We start from the raw sequence: 17256 nt of genomic DNA on the forward strand, positions 1-17256 counted from the left end.
AATCCTCGTTTTTTTTCTCAAGTTTTAGCGGTGCAGGCCGATAACACGATCAGAATGGGAAAAGGGGAAATCCCCGGTTCAGCTCCCTTAATTACACGGTGGTAAAAAGTCACCGGCAGCCAAAAGGTCACTCATGTCCAGTAGCTTAATTAATACCGCAATGAGCGGACTGAACGCAGCGCAGGCGGCGCTCAGTACCACCGGGAACAACATCGCTAACGTCAGTGTGGCCGGTTATAACCGCCAGACCGCCATTATTACGCAAAGTAATGGCACCTCGACGCCTGCCGGTTATATCGGAAATGGTGTGACGGTGACAGGTGTGAATCGTGAGTACAATTCTTTCGTGGTGAAACAGCTTCTGGGTGCCAGCGCAACCGGCAGCGCGCTGTCAACGCAGCTTGATCAGGCCAGTTCTATTGATGACCTGCTCGGCGACAGCTCCACCGGTATTGATGCCACTATGTCGACCTTCTTTAAAGGCCTGCAAACGCTGACCAGCAATGCCAGCGACAGCTCGGCACGTCAGGCCGTTCTGGGTGAGGCTCAGGGTTTAACCGCGCAGTTCAACAGTTCCGCCAAATACCTGAACGACATGAATACCGCCGTTAACCAGCAAGTCACGCAGAATGTTGACCAGATCAACACCTTTGCGTCGCAGATTGCCAAACTGAACAATCAGATCACCGCAACGCGCGGCAGCACCGGGCAGGAACCTAACGCCTTGCTCGATCAGCGCGACCAACTGGTCAGTCAGCTGAACAACGTCACCGGTGTGGTGGTGACCCAGCAGGACGGCGATACTTACAATGTTTCCTTCGCCAACGGCACGCCGCTGGTGAGTGGCGGCAACGCCAAAACGGTGGTTGCGATGCCGTCCAGTGCTGATCCTTCCAAACTGACGGTCGGCATGACCCAACCTGACGGTTCGGTTTCTGAAATTCAGGAAAGTCGTCTGACCACCGGTTCGCTCGGCGGTACACTGGCTTTCCGTAAAGACAACCTGGAACCGGCCATTAACCAGCTCGGGCAACTGGCGCTGGCGCTGTCTGACAGCTTCAACACCACCAACAAAGCCGGTTTTGACCTTAACGGTGACGCAGGAACGAACTTCTTCTCCTTCACCGGCGCGACTACGGTCAGCAACACCAAAAACACCGGCAGTGCACAAGTGAACGTGGCGTATACCGACACGGCAGCGGTGAAAGCCAGTGATTACACCATGGCTTACAACGGCACCGGCTGGGATGTGACCCGCGTTTCTGACGGGGCAAAAATCACCCCGACGGCAGGCACAGACGGCAGCGGTAATCCGACGATGAATTTCGATGGCTTGTCGGTTTCCGTCAGCGGCACGCCCAATACCAATGACAGCATCACCATCAAAACGGTCAGTAATGTCGCGGGCAGCATGAATGTGGCGATCAGTGATTCTTCACTGATCGCCGCAGCGGGTGCGGCAAACAGCGGCGTGAGTGACAATACTAATGCGCAGAAACTGCTGAACCTGCAAACCGCGAAACTGGTGGAAGGTAAATCTACCCTGTCGGGTGCTTACGCCAGCATGGTGAGTAACGTGGGTAACCAGGTTGCCACACTGACCACCACCAGCACCTCGCAGGCCAATATCGTCACGCAGCTTACCGCCCAACAGCAGTCTATCTCCGGGGTTAACCTCGATGAGGAATACGGCGATCTGCAACGTTACCAGCAATATTATCTGGCGAACGCGCAGGTCGTGCAGACGGCTTCGACGATATTCGACGCGATCATCAACATTCGCTGATCCCAGAACTGACAAGGAACTGATGCCATGCGTCTTAGTACCAATATGATTTACAACCAAAACATGAATGCGGTGCTGGATGGCCAGAACCGTTTTCAGGCGACCGGTTTGCAGTTGTCCACCGGCAGCAAAGTGAGCAAGCCTTCAGATGATCCGCTGGCGGCGTCACAGGCGGTGCTGGTACGTCAGGCGCAATCGGAGAACGGCCAGTTTTCCGTAGCCCGTACCTTTGCTAACCAAAGTATGAGTCAGGAAGAGTCGACTTTAAGCAGTGTGACCCTGACCATTCAGGGGGCACAGTCGTTGATCGTTCAGGCCGGTGACGGTTCTTTAAGCGATGATGACCGTTCTTCTCTGGCGACCAAACTGGAAAGCCTGAAATCACAGTTGCTGAACCTGGCAAACAGCACCGACGGTAACGGGCGCTTCATTTTCGCCGGTTACAAAAGTGATTCTGCGCCATATACACAGAACGCCACAACGGGTGCGGTGACATATTCCGGCGGCACGACGTCTATTGCTCAGCAGGTTGATGCCAGCCGTACCATGACCATCAATCATACCGGTAATCAGATCTTTGATACCTTAACGGGTGATGCGAAGAAAGAGCCTGATGGTACAGACGGTGAATCAGATATTTTCAAAACCATCGATGGCGCGCTGACGGCGTTAAAAACACCTTCTGCAAATTTCACGTCAGATACTGAATACACCGATGCTATCGATAAAGCCAACCGTGGCCTGAGTAATTCACTCAACAACGTGCTTTCCGTGCGTTCAGAGCTGGGTACGCAGATGGACGAACTGGACAATCTCGATACGCTGGGCGACAACCGCGAAGTGGCGAACTCCACCAAACTCAGTAATCTGGTGGATACCGAATGGACCTCAGCCATTTCGACCTACACATTGCAGCAGGTCGCGCTGCAGGCATCCTATAAGACATACAGCGCCATGCAGGGTATGTCACTGTTCCAGATGAATTCGTAATACTCTCCGGCGCGTAAGCTTACGCGCCAGGTCAAACTCTTCGTTATCGCTGTCTGTCTGCCTTTACCGGCAGACAGGCAGACACTTTTCTGACTGTACTTAAACCGGGTACTTTCAGCTTTGTATGTCGTCTTTCTAAGGTTTGGCGACATACACTTTTTCCCTTCCTCGTCCTGTTTCGAATTGTCTCTGCGTTGGCTGCGTCTGCTCGCCCGAATCACTGACTTATTGTCAGCTCATCGGGACTTACAGGCTTGCCGCCTTGATACAATCCGAAACAGTTAGAGGAATCTGTACTCGTTATTGTTATGGGTTAACGACCAAACAGGGCGAGCAGGACGGGGAACAGGAACGGGGCGAGGAGGGAGGTGATGATGCCGCAAATCACCAGCGCCAGTGAGCTGAATGCGCCTTCCTGATAATCCATTTCTGCGCAGCGCGCGGTGCCCAGTGCGTGTGATGCGGTGCCCATCGCCAGCCCGCGTGAGGCTTTGGTGGTGATCTTCAGAATATTCAAAATCGTATGACCAAACACAGCGCCAAGAATACCGACGAAAATCACGCACACGGCGCTGATAGCCGGAATACCGTTGATCGACTGCGCGGTGGCCATGGCAATCGGCGTGGTGACGGATTTCGGTAATACCGATGCGGCAATCTGCGGCGTTGCCCCCATCCATAATGCAATCGCGGTGCCGGTTACCATCGCCACCACGCTGCCGATAAAGCAGATGCTGATGATAGATTTCCAGCGGGCACGGATCTGATGCAGTTGTTCGTACAGCGGAAAGGCCAGCGCCACAACGGCGGGTTGCAGCAGATCGTTAAGGATCTTGCTGCCCGCGAAATAGCGCGCGTAAGGAATATGGGTGACCAGCAACAGCGGGATGATCACCACCATCGACATCAGCAGCGGGTTGAGCAGCGGCATTTTAAGTTTGATGGCGAGCTTGCGGGTAGCGAAAAACACCACCAGCGTCAGCGGCAGCGACCACAAAATATCAATCATTTTTATCCTCCGCTTTATCCGTCACCGCACCGCGTTCACCATGGATATAGTGGGAACAATAGGCGACAACCAGCAACACCACCAGGGTACTGACCAGACACGACACCACCAGCGGCCCGAACTGCGTGCGCAGTTGTGCGTAATAATTCATCACCCCGACGCCGATAGGCACGAACAGCAACGCCATATAGCGAATCAGTATATTGCAGCCCGGTTTAACCCATTTGAACGGCAGAATTTGGGTTGAAAGCAAACCAAACAGGATCAGCATGCCGATGATGCTGCCGGGAATAGTGAGCGGTAAAAGTGATGAAATCGCATTCCCGGCGAATAAACAGAGATAAATCAGAATAAACGCCCGGATATATTGGAATGCCAGAGAAGTTGCGGTGCTCATGGTGTTTCACCCAGTTGAATAATGTATTCATCATACAATTAAGATGTGATCTGCGCCACAAAACGGAGTATGAAATTTAGGAATGAAGTGTATTCCAAAATGGCGTTTGGTAAACGGGAAAATAGGGGGATATCTGGGTTGCTCGCTCTGCTCGCTGACTATGTTCCAGGTACAACAGCGACAGCCGCAAAGCTCCCTCCCCTGCGAAGGGGAGGGTTGGGGTGGGGTATTAATGGTGGTGTAATTGTATGAGTTGCCATCAAACCCACACTCCTTCCCCTCGTGATGAACTGAACCCCGAATGTTGGACGTTTTAATCCTCATTCGGAGTTTAGTATGAAGTACGATTTTCAAATCAAAATGATAGCCGTCAGGCACTATCTTGACGGCCACGATGGCTTCAAAATTACCGCCCGCAAATATCACGTTCCGGCATCCTCACTTCGTGCATGGACTGCTGCCTATCAATTTCACGGTGAGCAGGCTTTTCGTAAGGCGACTCGCATCTATTCCGAACAGTTTCGTGCTCATGTCGTCGATGTGACTCTTCGCGAACATCTTTCTATGCGTTCTGCCGCCGCCCGATTTAATATTGCTGATTATCAGACAATCAAACGCTGGATCCTGGCTGCTAAAAACTCAGCTTTTCCAGCTCTGAAAGAGAGGAATAACATGGCGCAGAAAACGCAAAAACCTGAGATAAAGCCTGAAGACATGACGCCTGCCGAGCTTCTGGAAGAGGTGCGCTATCTGCGTGCTGAACGCGCTTACAACGAAAAGCTCGACGCCCTGATGAAGTCAAAAACAGAACGGAAGAAAAAATCCACGCCATCAGGGCATTAATCGGAGAACACCGTCTCCAGGATCTGTTGAAATCTGCGAGGTTGCCACGAAGCACCTGGTACTGGTGGCAATCGCGGGAGCAAGCCGGGGATGACGTGACGTTATGTGACGCCATCGGGCAACTGGCCGTCCGCCACAAGCGGTGCTATGGCTATCGCCGCGTCACGTTAGAACTGCGCAATCAGGGCGTGCGGGTCAATCATAAAAAGGTGTTCCGCCTGATGCGGGAAATGGATGTACAGGCGCGGGTGCGGCCTAAAAAATACCGGAGTTATAAGGACGATATCGGGATGGCGCCAGCGCCCAATCTGCTGAGACGGAAATTTAACGCCTCCGGACCGGGGGTAAAGCTGGTGACGGATGTTACCGAGTTCAATGTGGGCGGGGATAAACTGTATTTATCGCCGGTCATGGATTTATACAATGCAGAAATCATCGCGATGAGTATAGGTACGCGGCCGACTTTCGAGCTGACTGAAAAGATGCTAAATGATTTACTTACATCAGGTTACGTCAGAAAAAAAGCCATTCTACATAGCGATCAGGGCTGGCAATATAGGATGCCTTCGTGGCAAAAAAGGCTCAAAGAGGCAGGGATAAGACAGAGCATGTCGCGAAAAGGCAATTGCTATGACAATGCCGCAATGGAAAGCTTTTTTGCGGTGTTGAAGACGGAGATGTTCCACGGTTATAAGTTCGAGAGCAGGGAAAAACTGGCTGAGTCGATAGAAGCGTATGTCGCTTACTATAACCACGATAGAATAAAGATGAAGTTGGGTGGAATGAGTCCAGCAGATTACCGGACTCAAATGTTCCCCCTGCACTAACCTGGTGTCCAAGTTTAGGGGTTCAGTTCAGTGAGAGGGGAAGGAGCAAAAGCAAAATCGCGCAGTGTTTGCCGGGAAAGGAGTAAAGCAAAACTTTTGTCACATGTGTGTGGCAGCTAAAGCACCTTCTCCAGGAAAGCCCGGGTTCTGGCATGAACCGGCCGTTCCAGCACCTGTGCGGCATCGCCGCTTTCAACAACGCGCCCATCCACCATAAACACCACCTGATCCGCGACCTGGCGCGCGAAGCCGATTTCATGGGTCACGACGACCAGCGTCACGCCCGATTGCGCCAGCTTCTTAATCACATCCAGCACTTCGCCGACCAGTTCAGGGTCGAGGGCGGAAGTCGGTTCATCGAACAGCATGACTTTAGGATTGAGCGCCAGTGCGCGGGCGATGGCAATGCGCTGTTGCTGTCCGCCCGACAAATGACGCGGCCACGCGTGGGCTTTTTCGCGCAGACCAACGGTGTCGAGCAGTTCATACGCGCGGGCAATGGCGTTTTTGCGGCTCAGCAGACCGTGAACCACCGGCGCTTCGATGATGTTATCCAGCACCGTCATGTGCGGGAATAAATTGAAATTCTGGAAAACGTAACCGACGTGTGTGCGTTGTTTGAGGATGGCGCGCTCTTTCAGTTCATACAGCGTATCGCCTTTGCGGCGGTAGCCAATGTAGTCGCCGTCGATCTGGATAAAACCTTCGTCGACACGCTCGAGATGGTTGATCGTGCGCAGCAATGTCGATTTACCCGAGCCGGACGGGCCGAGAATAACGGTTACGGTGCCGGGTTCAATGCGCAGACTGACGTTATCCAGCGCTTTATGCGCGCCGTAGTATTTGCTCAGATTATTGATCTCAATGCGCCCGACGGTGGCCGCCTGAGGTTTGTGCGGGAACAGTTGTTTAACCGGGGATTCCTGCGGGCGGTTAACGAATAAATCAAAGGCTTCTGACATGATTCTTTCCCTTTATTAAGAACGGGCGACGCGCCACTGACGCAGACGCTGTAAGGGGGTCGGCGCGACCTGACGTACGGTGCCGCGGGAGAAATAACGTTCGACGTAATACTGTAAAACCGACAACACGGTGGTGATCAGCAGATACCAGAGGGTGGCGACCATCAGCAGCGGGATCACCTGTTGCGTGCGGTTGTAAATCACCTGCACGGTGTAAAACAGCTCCGGCATCGACAGGACGTAAACTATCGATGTGCCTTTCGCCAGGCTGATCACTTCGTTAAAACCGGTTGGCAGAATCGAGCGTAACGCCTGCGGCAAAATAATGCGGAACGTGCGGCGATACGCCGGTAATCCCAGCGCGGCGGCCGCTTCATGCTGGCCGTGTTCCACGCCCAAAATCCCGCCACGAATGATCTCGGCGGTATACGCCGATTGCACCAGCGAAAGACCGAGTACGGCGACGGAAAACTGATCCAGCAAATCCACCGTCGGCGTGCTGAAGAAGGAGATCGTGGTGAACGGAATGCCGAGCGAAAGGTTGTCGTAGAGATAGGAAAAGTTGTAGAGAATGATCAGCACCAGCAGCAGCGGCAATGAACGGAACAGCCAGATATACCCCCAGGCCAGCGCATTCAGTAAATAGGATTTCGACAGGCGGGCGAGGGCCAGCGCCGTGCCGAAAATCACCCCGAAGAGGGTGCCCAGCAGCGTAAGCAACAGCGTTTTGCCAAGCCCCGACAAGATCACCGGATCAAAAAACCACTGGCGGAATACGCCCCATTCCCAGCGGGAATTGGTGGCGATTGACTGGATGATGCTCAGGAGAATAAACGCCGAAAATACCGCACCGGCAAGACGCCACGGATAACGCGCCGGTACCACTTTCAGCGGCGGATGATTCACAGATGAAGGGGCATTTTCGCTCATAGTGTTCTCTTGTCGTTATGTGGCAGATGACGTGACCGGCACGTCCGCCTTCAGCACTTTGGTAAATGGCAAACGCCCGTCATACGGCGGCCGGGAATAAACTTCCGGGTCGAGGCGGGTGTCGAACTGCGGCTGATAACCGTGGGATAAATACAATCCGACCGCTTCGGGCTGGCGGAAGCCGGTGGTCAGAAAGACCCGCCGGTAACCGTACGCGGCAGCACGCCGTTCCAGTTCATGCAGGATTTTTTGTGCCAGTCCCTGACGGCGCAGCGCACGGTCCGTCCAGATACGTTTGAGTTCGGCGGTCTGTTCGTCGTAGCGTTTGTACGCGCCCATCGCAATGGGCACGCCGTTTCTCAGCAGAACAATGAAAGTGCCATCGGGCGCGGAAAACACGCTGTCATCTTCCGGCGGCTGACTGGAAAAGAAATCGCCATAACGGTCGCGGTATTCACCGAATAATCCTTCGATGACCGGTGCAATCAGCGGGTCTTCCGGCACGGTCTGAATGAAAATATCTTCGCTCATCGTTTCTGCTCCTGATCAGTCGCCCAGTCCCGGCGGGTTAATTTCAGAGTGATCGATTTTCTCGACGCTTTCGCCCCAGCGATCCAGCACTTTGAGGTAAGCCCCGCTGGCAATGGCGCTGTTCAGCGATGCCTGTACGGCATCCACCAGACCATTGCCTTTTTTCAGGGTGACGGCGATATTGGCGGTTTTCGGCCAGCCGCCGGGCACGGTGCCGACCAGTTTAGTTTTGCCGGTCAGCAGGGCTTTATAGGCACCGGTGACGTTCGGGCCAAACGTTGCGTCAGCGCGACCGGACTGGATGGCCAGCGTCGCGGCGGCGTCATCGGTGACGTATTGCGGTTTCAGCGCCGGTAATCCTTTGGCCTGATTCTCTTTGTCCCATGCCAGTAACACGGCTTCCTGATTGGTGCCGGAGCCGACAATAATGCGTTTACCGGCGATATCGGGTGCGGATTTTATCGAGGTGATTTTGCTGTCACTTTTCACATAGAAACCCAGGGTGTCTTCGCGGTAAGTGGCAAAATCGAATTTGGTTTTGCGGTCTTTGGTGACGGTGATGTTGTAGATTGCCGCATCGTATTTCCCGGAGGTCACGCCCAGTGGCCAGTCCTCCCATGAAGCCGGAACCACTTTGAGTTTCAGGCCCAAACCGTCGGCAACCAGACGGGCGATATCCGCCTCGCTGCCGATGACGGTTTTATTGTCACGGGCGAACAGCCCGAAGGGCGGGGCGCTGCCGAGCACGGCCAGCGCCACGGTCAGTGTGCCCGGTTCGACAAACTTAAAGTTGGCCGGGATTTTTGCCACAGCTTCCGGGCTTTTTGGCGTATGGACCGGCGTTTCATTGGCAATCAGATCAATACCCGGTGCGGCGTCAGCGACGGATGAAAAACTTAATATTGCCGCGATGGCGGTCGCTGTGATGGTTGCGCTATGTTTCATCATTATTATTTTTACCCTGCAATCTTATTTTAAGTGGCGATAACCGTGAGGTGACGTTTTCACTATTCCCGAGTGTTACCGGGATGTAAAACAACAAAATTAAATAATCAAAGAGATAAAGTGGAAATACATTGCGCCGCAATTCCCTCACGAAAAATGCCCGGAATATCCGGGCGTAACGAAATAATCTCAGGTATAAAAAGGTTATTTTCCGCTTAATTCTGCCAGCGCTTTTTCCGCCAATTGCTGGAAATAATTTGCTGCCGGGTAAATGGCCGACTCATCCGGGTTAAATTGCGGATGATGTAAACCAAAGTCACTGGCAGACCCGATGCTGACAAACGCACCCGGCACATGATGCAGATAAAAGGCAAAGTCTTCGCCGCCCATTTGCGCCTGCGCCACCTGCGCGTTATAGCCAAATTCCGCTGCCGCCTTCAGGCTGAAATCCGCCCAGCGCGGCGTATTGACCACCGCAGGCGGCCCGGCAAACCAGTGCAGTTCTGCTGTGGCACCGAGTGCCTCAGCCACGCCACTGATCACTTTTTGGATGCGCTGCGGAATTTGCTCACGGATTTCAGTGCTGTAGGTGCGCACCGTGCCTTCCAGCTCCACGGTCTGGGGTAATACGTTCCAGGTATTGCCGCCTTCAATGCGGGTGACGCTGATCACCGCCGCGTCCTGCGCGCTGACGTTGCGGCTGACCACGGTTTGCAGCGCAGTCACGATATGACTGGCGGTGACAATGCTGTCGGTGCCTTCTTCCGGATGTGCGGCGTGGGCGCCTTTGCCGGTCACGGTGATCTGGAAGCGATCCACATTGGCATAGAACGCTCCCCCTTTGGTGGCGAAAGTGCCGACCGGTAATTCAGGGGCATTGTGCAGGCCAAAAATCGCATCAACATTTTCCAGCGCACCGGCTTTAATCAGCTGCGACGCACCGCCAAACCGCTCTTCGGCGGGCTGGAAAAACAGACGCACGCGGCCGGGGAGCTGATCTTCACGGGCTTTCAGCAAACAGGCCGCGCCGAGGATCACGGACGTGTGGAAATCGTGGCCGCAGGCATGCATCACGCCGGGCTGTTGCGAACTGAATGGCACACCGGAGGCTTCTTCAATCGGCAGGGCGTCGATGTCACCGCGCAGGGCAACCACCGGGCCGTATTCCGGGCCGATTTCAGCCACGACACCGGTTTTCAGCCCGAGCGATAAAATGCGGATCCCGGCGGCATCCAGCCACCGGGTAATCTTTTGTGTGGTCACAAACTCCTGATTGGATAACTCAGGATGCTGATGTAATTCACGGCGATAAGCGATGAGTTGTTCTTCTAATCCTGTGGCATTTTGGGCGGCGATGTTTTTCGTTTGCTCGGCAAGTGAAATGCTCATGGCGAAATAACCTTATTGTCTGAATTAGCATGTTATAGAGATGCAGCAACTCATTTCATGCTAGCCAGACGGAAGGAAATAACTAAATACTCAGTCGCTATAATTTATAGTCATTTTGCACAGCGGCCCGCATAGCAAAATACTGACTATAGAAACGTGTTTTTATTATTTAGCTTTGAACTTATTTCGTGGAACTCTTTTTATCACAACGGATAAAAAGGGACGCGCAGGTGAATTACCGACTGAGTTTATTAGATCAAAGCCCGATCAACGACGGGCAGACCGCTGCGCAGGCGCTAGACGCGACGCTGACTTTTGCGCTGGCAGCTGAAAAACTGGGCTATCACCGCTTATGGGTGTCGGAACATCACGATACTGACAAGCTGGCGGGCAGCTCACCGGAAGTGCTGATCGCCTGGCTGCTGGCGCGCACTTCCCGGCTGCGGATCGGCTCCGGCGGCGTGATGCTGCAACATTACAGCCCGTATAAAGTGGCGGAGAATTTCCACCTGCTGTCATCACTGGCGCCGGATCGCGTAGATATCGGCATCGGCAAAGCCCCCGGCGGTTTACCGCTGTCGACCAAAGCATTGCGCGGTCATGCCCCGGCCGAATCATCGCCGGGTTTCCCCGCGCAGTTACAGCAACTGACGCATTATCTGACGCACCTCGATGATCATCTGGCGGGCACAGAGGCGCGTGCGTTGCCGCGTCCGCCGGTTGCGCCGCAGCGGTTTTTACTGGGTGCCAGCAAAGAGAGCGCCCGTCTGGCGGCGTCGCTGGGCTGGAACTTTGTCTTTGCCGGTTTTATCAATGCCTCAGCGCAAGTGATGACCGAGTCGGTGCTGGCCTTCCACGAATATTCCGCCGGACAGGGGCAGGCGCTGGTCAGCCTGGCGGTGCTGGCGGCAGAAACCCGGGAACAGGCGGCCGGGCTGGTGGCCGAGCGGCATAATTTTCGCGTCACGGTGGGCGACCGGCACGTCACGGTGGGTTCCCGCGAACAGGCCGAAGCTTTTGTGCGGCAGTCCGGTGCGACGCAATACCACATCGAACAGCAGCAAATCAGTGTGCTGCACGGCACGCCGGGCGACATCCATGAGCAGTTGCGCGATATCCAGCGCCGCCTGTGCGTAAACGAATTTGTTATTCACACTCCCCTGACCGAGGCTGCTGTACGGCTGAAGTCCATCGAATTGCTGGCTGGCCAGCTGTAAGGAGATTTCATGAGCCATTCTAAAAGTATCAAGCTGGGTCTGATGTTGCACGGTGCCGGCGGCCACATGAATTCGTGGCGTCATGAGAAAGCGCCTGCGGATGCCAGCGTTAATTTCCCGTATTTTCGTGATCTGGCCCTGCGCGCCGAAGCTGCCGGTTTTGATTTCCTGTTTGTGGCCGACGGTTTACACATCAACGAAAAATCGTTGCCGCATTTCCTCAACCGTTTTGAACCTGTCGCGTTGCTGTCTGCGCTGGCTTCGGCCACGCACAGCATCGGGCTGGCGGGCACCATTTCAACCTCGTACAGCGATCCGTTCACCGTGGCACGCCAGCTGGCATCGATTGACAATATCAGTCAGGGACGGGCGGGCTGGAACGTGGTGACCTCGCCGCTGGCCGGTTCGGCGAAAAACTTCGGCAAGGATCATCCTGAACACGCACTGCGCTATCAGATTGCGGAAGAATACATCAGCGTGGTGCAGGGGCTTTGGGATTCGTGGGAGGACGGTGCTTTTGTGCGTGACCGCGAAAGCGGGGTGTTTTTCGACGCGGCGAAGCTGCATAAACTGAATCATCAGGGGCAGTTTTTCTCGGTGGAAGGGCCGCTGAATATTCAGCGTTCGCCACAAGGGCAGCCGGTGATTTTCCAGGCCGGCGCGTCGGATGCCGGTATCGCGCTGGCGGGGAAATCTGCCGATGCCGTTTTCACTAACGCCCGCACGCTGGAAGAAGCGCAGGAATATTCAGCAAAATTGCAGGCGCAGGTCAGTAAAAATGGCCGTCATCCGGTGGGTATCTTCCCCGGTATCAGCCCGATTGTCGGCACAACCGAAGCGGAAGCTGAGGCCAAATATCAGTATCTGCTGTCGCTGTTGTCACCCGACGATGCCCTGGCCTACCTCGGACGGTTCTTCGATCACCATGATTTCAGCCAGTATCCGCCTGACGGCCCGTTCCCTGAGCTGGGCGATTTAGGTCAAAACACTTTCCGTTCCACCACCGACAGCATCAAGAAGCTGGCGCGGGAGAAAAACCTGACGCTGCGTGAAGTGGCGTATCAGACCACGTTGCCGCGCGGCGAATTCTTCGGCACGCCGCAGCAGGTTGCTGACCAGCTGATCCGCTGGGTGGAAGAGGGCGGAGCCAGCGGATTTATCATCAGCGGACCGGTGCTGACCGAAGCGCTGGACGACATTACCCGGCTGGTGTTGCCGGTGCTGGAAGCACGAGGTTACTGGCATCCTTCGCAGGCGACGACGCTGCGTGAGCGCCTGAATATTCCGTTCAAGACTAACCGTTACAGCGTACCGGAATCACTTCGTGAGACGGTGAGCATAAAATAGTTACAACATACTAAAGCTTTTCCACCGCCCGCCACGGTAGCCCCGAGCGGGCTTTTTGCTTTGCAGGGGATCTGCGGGGGTTGTCTCACCGAAAAAAGGGGCGTAGGTTTCGACAAAACCATAAGAAATCTTTGAACAGATAAAGGGACAAAAATGAAAGCATTGGTTCTGGAACAACAAGACAAGGCCACGCTGGCCGAAGTGAAAGAGATTGCGCTGCCGGACATGGCGGCAGGCGATGTGCTGGTGGATATCAGCTGGTCAGGGCTGAATTACAAAGACGCACTGGCCATCACCGGTAAAGGTAAAATCATTCGTCAGTTTCCGATGGTGCCGGGCATTGATTTCGCCGGCCATGTCAGCCGCAGCAACGACCCGCGTTTTTCCGTCGGGCAATCCGTCATTCTGACCGGCTGGGGCGTCGGTGAAACGCACTGGGGCGGTCTGGCTGAGCAGGCTTGCGTCAAAGGCGACTGGTTGGTGGCGCTGCCGGAAGGTCTGGCTGCGCGCAATGCCATGATCATCGGCACCGCCGGTTTCACCGCCATGCTGTGCGTCATGGCGCTGGAAGAGGCGGGCGTGACGCCGGAAAGCGGTACCGTGGTGGTGACCGGTGCCAGCGGCGGCGTGGGCAGTACGGCGGTGGCGCTGTTGCATACGCTCGGTTACACCGTGGCGGCCGTCACGGGCCGTGAGTCGACCCATGCTTATCTGCGTAAACTGGGTGCCAGCGAAATCCTCTCCCGCGATGATTTTGCCGAAACCCGTCCGCTGGAAAAACAAGTCTGGGCCGGTGCGGTGGATACCGTCGGCGACAAGGTGCTGGCAAAACTGCTGGCGCAAACCAATTACGGCGGCTGCGTGGCAGCCTGCGGTCTGGCGGGGGGCTTCAACCTGCCGACCACGGTGATGCCGTTTATTCTGCGCAATGTGCGTTTGCAGGGGGTGGATTCAGTGTCGGTTCCCGCTGAACGCCGCGCGGCGGTGTGGGAACGTTTACTGAATACGCTGCCGGAAGATTTTTATCAGCAGGCTGCGACAGAAATTACGCTGGAACAGGTTCCGGCTGTCGCAGCCGATTTCCTGAACAATAAAATTCAGGGCAGAACGCTGGTTAAAATCGGCGGCTGACCGTTGTTGCCCGGTATTTCCGTGATACCGGGTGCTTTCCCTTCAATTTTCTTCCCGCTCTAAAGAATTCCCCCTGTCCGGCCGATAAACAGAGTGTCCCTCTGAGAAAAAAGAGAATGGAATTCCTTATTTTCCGAATGACGTACAGCGCAAACATAGTCAAAAACGAATAACAACAGGCATGGGGAAAGTATGGATAATTTTCAGAAAGAAATTGATGAGAGAACCAATCTCACTTCATCAAACCGGTTTGAGCTTTTGCTGTTCCGTCTGGGGACGTCGCCGGATGACGAGCAATCTGAACTTTTTGGTATCAACGTTTTTAAATTGCGCGAAATCGTGCCGATGCCAACGCTGACCAAAGCCGCTGGCATGACCTCGCCGATGATGGGCATGGCGAACATCCGTGGCGAAATTATTCCGGTTATCGATCTGCCTGCCGTGGTGGGTTGCGTGCCAAAAACCGGCCTGAACATTCTGCTGGTCACCGAATATGCGCGCAGTACTCAGGCGTTTGCGGTGGAATCCGTTGACGACATCGTGCGTCTCGAATGGAGTCAGGTGCTGGCCGCCGAAGCCGGTGTGAAGAGCCGCAACATCACCAGTATTGCGCGTCTGGACAGCGATAAGTCCAGCAATCGTCTGGCGCTGGTGCTGGACGTCGAACAAATCCTCCATGACATTATTCCGAACAGCAATATTGACATGGATAAGAAGAAAACCAGCGCATTTAAACTCAAGCCGGGCACGGTGGCGATTGTCGCCGAAGACTCGAAAGTCGCCCGTCAGATGCTGGAGAAGGGCCTGAACATGATGGAAATTCCGGCGCAGATGCATGTCACCGGTCTGGAAGCCTGGAATAAAATCCGCAAAATGGCCGAAGAATGCAAAGCCCAGGGGCTGCCCATTTCCGATAAAATCTCTTTCGTATTAACCGATCTGGAAATGCCGGAAATGGACGGCTTTACGCTCACGCTCAATATCAAGCGTGATGAATTCCTGAAAAATATCCCGGTCATTATCCACTCCTCTTTATCCGGCAGCGCCAACGAAGATCACGTGCGTAAGGTGGGTGCCGACGGTTACGTGGCCAAGTTCGAAATCAACGAACTGGAAGCGGCTATTCATAAAGCGCTGGATGCGAAGAATATTGCCCATGTGTAATCTTATGAAACCCTGATATAAAAAGCCCGCTCCCTTGTGCGGGCTTTTTATTATCAGCGGCAGACAGAACAACGTACAGGAAAATAGTGCCTGCCATCCCCTGCAAAAAAGCATTTCCCCCGTCAGCCGGTGCCTCCGGCAAGTTCCCGCCTGTTAAGTGCCGCCTCGCATCTACGATTTCGATAGTGATATCGAAATTATCCATTAGAGCAAAGATAGCAATTGTTCTATTAATAACGTTAGCAGCGTGTTTAAGGTTTGCCATCGTAACGGGAAAGTTTATTTCCATGAAGCTGAAAAAGAATAGGGAGTATTAAATGTTTATCCGGCCACTTAAATTAACTCAGCACGTCGATGTGCAGGGTTCAGAAAAAGCGCCTGCGTTGGTACTTCTGCATTCTTTGGGAACGGATTTGCACTTGTGGGATTTGCAAATGCCGCGTCTGACCGAACGTTATCGCGTTATTCGTCTGGATATCCGCGGGCATGGATTAAGCGCCGTCGATTCGCTGCGATTCTCCATGTCAGATTTGGCCGACGATGTCGTGGCGGCGCTGGATCATCTGCACATTAACGAATTCTATGTTGCCGGGGTTTCCATCGGCGGAACGATAGCGCAATGGATTGGATACAAGATACCCAAACGCGTACAGGGAATGATCATTGTTGATACGGCGCTGGTGAATGCCGCGCCACCTTCGCTCTGGCGGGCACGGGCTGAAGATGTATTTCACCACGGCGTTGAACATCTCGAAATGGGGATTTTAAGCAAATGGGTGACGCCGAAATTTATCGACACGCCCGATGCGGATGGTTTGAAGCAGATGCTGCGGCGGACAACGGTTGAAGCTTTCGCGGGTTGCTCGTATGCCATCGCCGATACCGATCTGACCGATATGGATATTCCGGGGGTAAGGGCTGTTGTGGTGAGAGGGAGTGAGGATCAGCTTACGCCTCAGGACTACGCACAACGTCTGGCTGAAAAGCGCAATGCCCAATTGCATATCATTCCGGGTGCGGCGCATTTACCTAATTTTGAGAAACCCGACGCGCTCACTGATGAAATCATCTCGTTCATTGAGAAGAAGGATTCGCATTAACAACCAGAGCGGAAAGTCAGCATCTGTAAGGGCGCCTGAGCGCTGTTAACGGGCAAATTTTGCATGGCAGACGATAAAAAGTCTGGTGCACCTACGGAGTCATTCCTATGAATCGTCGGTTATTTATTGGCGGAAGTCTGGGCTTATGCGCAGGTGCTGTAATGCTTCCTGCTGCGTTAAAAGGGGTAAGGGATCAGGGAAATGTTATTGAGATGCAACTGGCGAGTGGAACAGTGAGCATTCGCTTATTTCCCGATTTGGCTCCGGTGCATGTTGAACGCATAAAAGCGCTGGTGCAGGCCAGGTTTTATGATGGTATGCCGTTTAACCGGGTCATAAAAGGCTTTATGGCGCAAACCGGTGACCCGGTAAAAGAGACGGGTCTGGATTATATGCGGTTACCGACGCTGACCGCAGAATTTAACAGCCTGCCTTTTGAGCGAGGTACCCTCGGCATGGCCAGATCACGACATCCGCACAGTGCCAGCCATCAGTTTTTCATCACCTCCGCCAGGGCCGGTTTTTTAGATCACAATTACACGGCTTTCGGGAAGGTAACCCATGGCATGGAGTTAATTGACCAGCTCCGCGCCGGGTCTTCCGAAATAGGTACGGTGCTTAATCCGGATGTCATAAAAAGCATGCGATTAGCCACTATCCGGTCCGTTTAAAACCACCCAACGGCAGA

Annotated in this window: 17 protein-coding genes; 10 read left to right on the top strand and 7 right to left on the bottom strand. The window is 54.0% G+C overall.

Annotated elements, in window-relative coordinates; genetic code table 11:
* Window positions 1-133: 133 nt before the first annotated feature.
* Entirely contained in the window at window positions 134-1786 is a 1653-nt protein-coding gene (gene flgK, locus RAHAQ2_RS09150; protein WP_015696952.1) for a flagellar hook-associated protein FlgK, read from the top strand.
* Between the two features lie 27 nt (window positions 1787-1813).
* The gene (flgL, locus tag RAHAQ2_RS09155) at window positions 1814-2776 is read left to right on the top strand and encodes a flagellar hook-associated protein FlgL (protein WP_015696953.1); all 963 of its coding nucleotides are present in this window, start codon (window positions 1814-1816) and stop codon (window positions 2774-2776) included.
* Window positions 2777-3089: 313 nt separating this feature from the next.
* Here flgL and RAHAQ2_RS09160 read toward each other — a convergent pair whose 3' ends face one another.
* A complete protein-coding gene (locus tag RAHAQ2_RS09160) occupies window positions 3090-3785 on the bottom strand; it encodes a CidB/LrgB family autolysis modulator (protein ID WP_015696954.1) in 696 nt (231 codons plus the stop codon).
* Window positions 3778-4182, bottom strand: a complete 405-nt coding sequence (locus RAHAQ2_RS09165; RefSeq protein WP_015696955.1) for a CidA/LrgA family protein — start codon at window positions 4180-4182, stop codon at window positions 3778-3780. The genes RAHAQ2_RS09160 and RAHAQ2_RS09165 overlap by 8 nt, the downstream gene beginning before the upstream one ends.
* 336 nt (window positions 4183-4518) lie before the next feature.
* On the opposite strand from RAHAQ2_RS09165, the gene RAHAQ2_RS09175 reads away from it, so the two are divergent.
* Complete coding sequence (locus tag RAHAQ2_RS09175) at window positions 4519-5025, top strand: transposase (RefSeq protein WP_015696340.1); 507 nt, start codon at window positions 4519-4521, stop codon at window positions 5023-5025.
* Window positions 5025-5852, top strand: a complete 828-nt coding sequence (locus RAHAQ2_RS09180) for an IS3 family transposase (RefSeq protein ID WP_238532073.1) — start codon at window positions 5025-5027, stop codon at window positions 5850-5852. The genes RAHAQ2_RS09175 and RAHAQ2_RS09180 overlap by 1 nt, the downstream gene beginning before the upstream one ends.
* Before the next feature lie 116 nt (window positions 5853-5968).
* On the opposite strand, the gene RAHAQ2_RS25860 is transcribed toward RAHAQ2_RS09180, so the two are convergent.
* From RAHAQ2_RS25860 to RAHAQ2_RS09205, 5 genes are all read right to left on the bottom strand, one after another.
* The gene (locus tag RAHAQ2_RS25860) at window positions 5969-6814 is read right to left on the bottom strand and encodes an amino acid ABC transporter ATP-binding protein (protein ID WP_015696956.1); all 846 of its coding nucleotides are present in this window, start codon (window positions 6812-6814) and stop codon (window positions 5969-5971) included.
* Window positions 6815-6829: 15 nt separating this feature from the next.
* Window positions 6830-7744, bottom strand: coding sequence for an amino acid ABC transporter permease (locus tag RAHAQ2_RS25865; RefSeq protein WP_015696957.1), 915 nt, complete (start codon window positions 7742-7744; stop codon window positions 6830-6832).
* A gap of 15 nt (window positions 7745-7759) precedes the next feature.
* Window positions 7760-8275 (bottom strand): GNAT family N-acetyltransferase, encoded by a 516-nt coding sequence (locus tag RAHAQ2_RS09195; protein ID WP_015696958.1) that lies wholly within the window; start codon window positions 8273-8275, stop codon window positions 7760-7762.
* Window positions 8276-8290: 15 nt separating this feature from the next.
* Window positions 8291-9220: an ABC transporter substrate-binding protein gene (locus tag RAHAQ2_RS09200; RefSeq protein WP_193785504.1), complete on the bottom strand. Its 930-nt coding sequence runs from the start codon at window positions 9218-9220 to the stop codon at window positions 8291-8293.
* 204 nt (window positions 9221-9424) lie between these two features.
* The gene (locus RAHAQ2_RS09205) at window positions 9425-10609 is read right to left on the bottom strand and encodes a M20 peptidase aminoacylase family protein (RefSeq protein WP_015696960.1); all 1185 of its coding nucleotides are present in this window, start codon (window positions 10607-10609) and stop codon (window positions 9425-9427) included.
* A gap of 230 nt (window positions 10610-10839) precedes the next feature.
* Between RAHAQ2_RS09205 and RAHAQ2_RS09210 the strand changes: the two genes are divergently transcribed.
* From RAHAQ2_RS09210 to RAHAQ2_RS09240, 6 genes are all read left to right on the top strand, one after another.
* Window positions 10840-11826, top strand: a complete 987-nt coding sequence (locus RAHAQ2_RS09210) for an MsnO8 family LLM class oxidoreductase (protein ID WP_015696961.1) — start codon at window positions 10840-10842, stop codon at window positions 11824-11826.
* Window positions 11827-11835: 9 nt separating this feature from the next.
* Window positions 11836-13173, top strand: coding sequence for an LLM class flavin-dependent oxidoreductase (locus tag RAHAQ2_RS09215; RefSeq protein ID WP_015696962.1), 1338 nt, complete (start codon window positions 11836-11838; stop codon window positions 13171-13173).
* Window positions 13174-13326: 153 nt separating this feature from the next.
* On the top strand, window positions 13327-14304 hold the full coding sequence (acuI, locus tag RAHAQ2_RS09220) for an acrylyl-CoA reductase (NADPH) (protein WP_015696963.1): 978 nt from the start codon (window positions 13327-13329) through the stop codon (window positions 14302-14304).
* A 192-nt stretch (window positions 14305-14496) separates the two neighbouring features.
* Window positions 14497-15468, top strand: a complete 972-nt coding sequence (locus tag RAHAQ2_RS09225; protein ID WP_015696964.1) for a chemotaxis protein — start codon at window positions 14497-14499, stop codon at window positions 15466-15468.
* A 317-nt stretch (window positions 15469-15785) separates the two neighbouring features.
* On the top strand, window positions 15786-16568 hold the full coding sequence (locus RAHAQ2_RS09235) for an alpha/beta fold hydrolase (protein WP_015696965.1): 783 nt from the start codon (window positions 15786-15788) through the stop codon (window positions 16566-16568).
* A 107-nt stretch (window positions 16569-16675) separates the two neighbouring features.
* Complete coding sequence (locus RAHAQ2_RS09240) at window positions 16676-17239, top strand: peptidylprolyl isomerase (protein ID WP_015696966.1); 564 nt, start codon at window positions 16676-16678, stop codon at window positions 17237-17239.
* The last annotated feature ends 17 nt before the right edge of the window (window positions 17240-17256 follow it).

Origin of the sequence: Rahnella aquatilis CIP 78.65 = ATCC 33071, from assembly GCF_000241955.1 — a bacterium.
GTDB classification, from domain to species: Bacteria; Pseudomonadota; Gammaproteobacteria; order Enterobacterales; family Enterobacteriaceae; genus Rahnella; species Rahnella aquatilis.

Coding starts and splice junctions, on each gene's coding strand:
- flgK (WP_015696952.1), top strand. CDS start 134: ATGTCCAGTAGCTTAATTAATACCGCAATGAGCGGACTGAACGCAGCG.
- flgL (WP_015696953.1), top strand. CDS start 1,814: ATGCGTCTTAGTACCAATATGATTTACAACCAAAACATGAATGCGGTG.
- RAHAQ2_RS09160 (WP_015696954.1), bottom strand. CDS start 3,785: ATGATTGATATTTTGTGGTCGCTGCCGCTGACGCTGGTGGTGTTTTTC.
- RAHAQ2_RS09165 (WP_015696955.1), bottom strand. CDS start 4,182: ATGAGCACCGCAACTTCTCTGGCATTCCAATATATCCGGGCGTTTATT.
- RAHAQ2_RS09175 (WP_015696340.1), top strand. CDS start 4,519: ATGAAGTACGATTTTCAAATCAAAATGATAGCCGTCAGGCACTATCTT.
- RAHAQ2_RS25860 (WP_015696956.1), bottom strand. CDS start 6,814: ATGTCAGAAGCCTTTGATTTATTCGTTAACCGCCCGCAGGAATCCCCG.
- RAHAQ2_RS25865 (WP_015696957.1), bottom strand. CDS start 7,744: ATGAGCGAAAATGCCCCTTCATCTGTGAATCATCCGCCGCTGAAAGTG.
- RAHAQ2_RS09195 (WP_015696958.1), bottom strand. CDS start 8,275: ATGAGCGAAGATATTTTCATTCAGACCGTGCCGGAAGACCCGCTGATT.
- RAHAQ2_RS09200 (WP_193785504.1), bottom strand. CDS start 9,220: ATGAAACATAGCGCAACCATCACAGCGACCGCCATCGCGGCAATATTA.
- RAHAQ2_RS09205 (WP_015696960.1), bottom strand. CDS start 10,609: ATGAGCATTTCACTTGCCGAGCAAACGAAAAACATCGCCGCCCAAAAT.
- RAHAQ2_RS09215 (WP_015696962.1), top strand. CDS start 11,836: ATGAGCCATTCTAAAAGTATCAAGCTGGGTCTGATGTTGCACGGTGCC.
- acuI (WP_015696963.1), top strand. CDS start 13,327: ATGAAAGCATTGGTTCTGGAACAACAAGACAAGGCCACGCTGGCCGAA.
- RAHAQ2_RS09225 (WP_015696964.1), top strand. CDS start 14,497: ATGGATAATTTTCAGAAAGAAATTGATGAGAGAACCAATCTCACTTCA.
- RAHAQ2_RS09235 (WP_015696965.1), top strand. CDS start 15,786: ATGTTTATCCGGCCACTTAAATTAACTCAGCACGTCGATGTGCAGGGT.
- RAHAQ2_RS09240 (WP_015696966.1), top strand. CDS start 16,676: ATGAATCGTCGGTTATTTATTGGCGGAAGTCTGGGCTTATGCGCAGGT.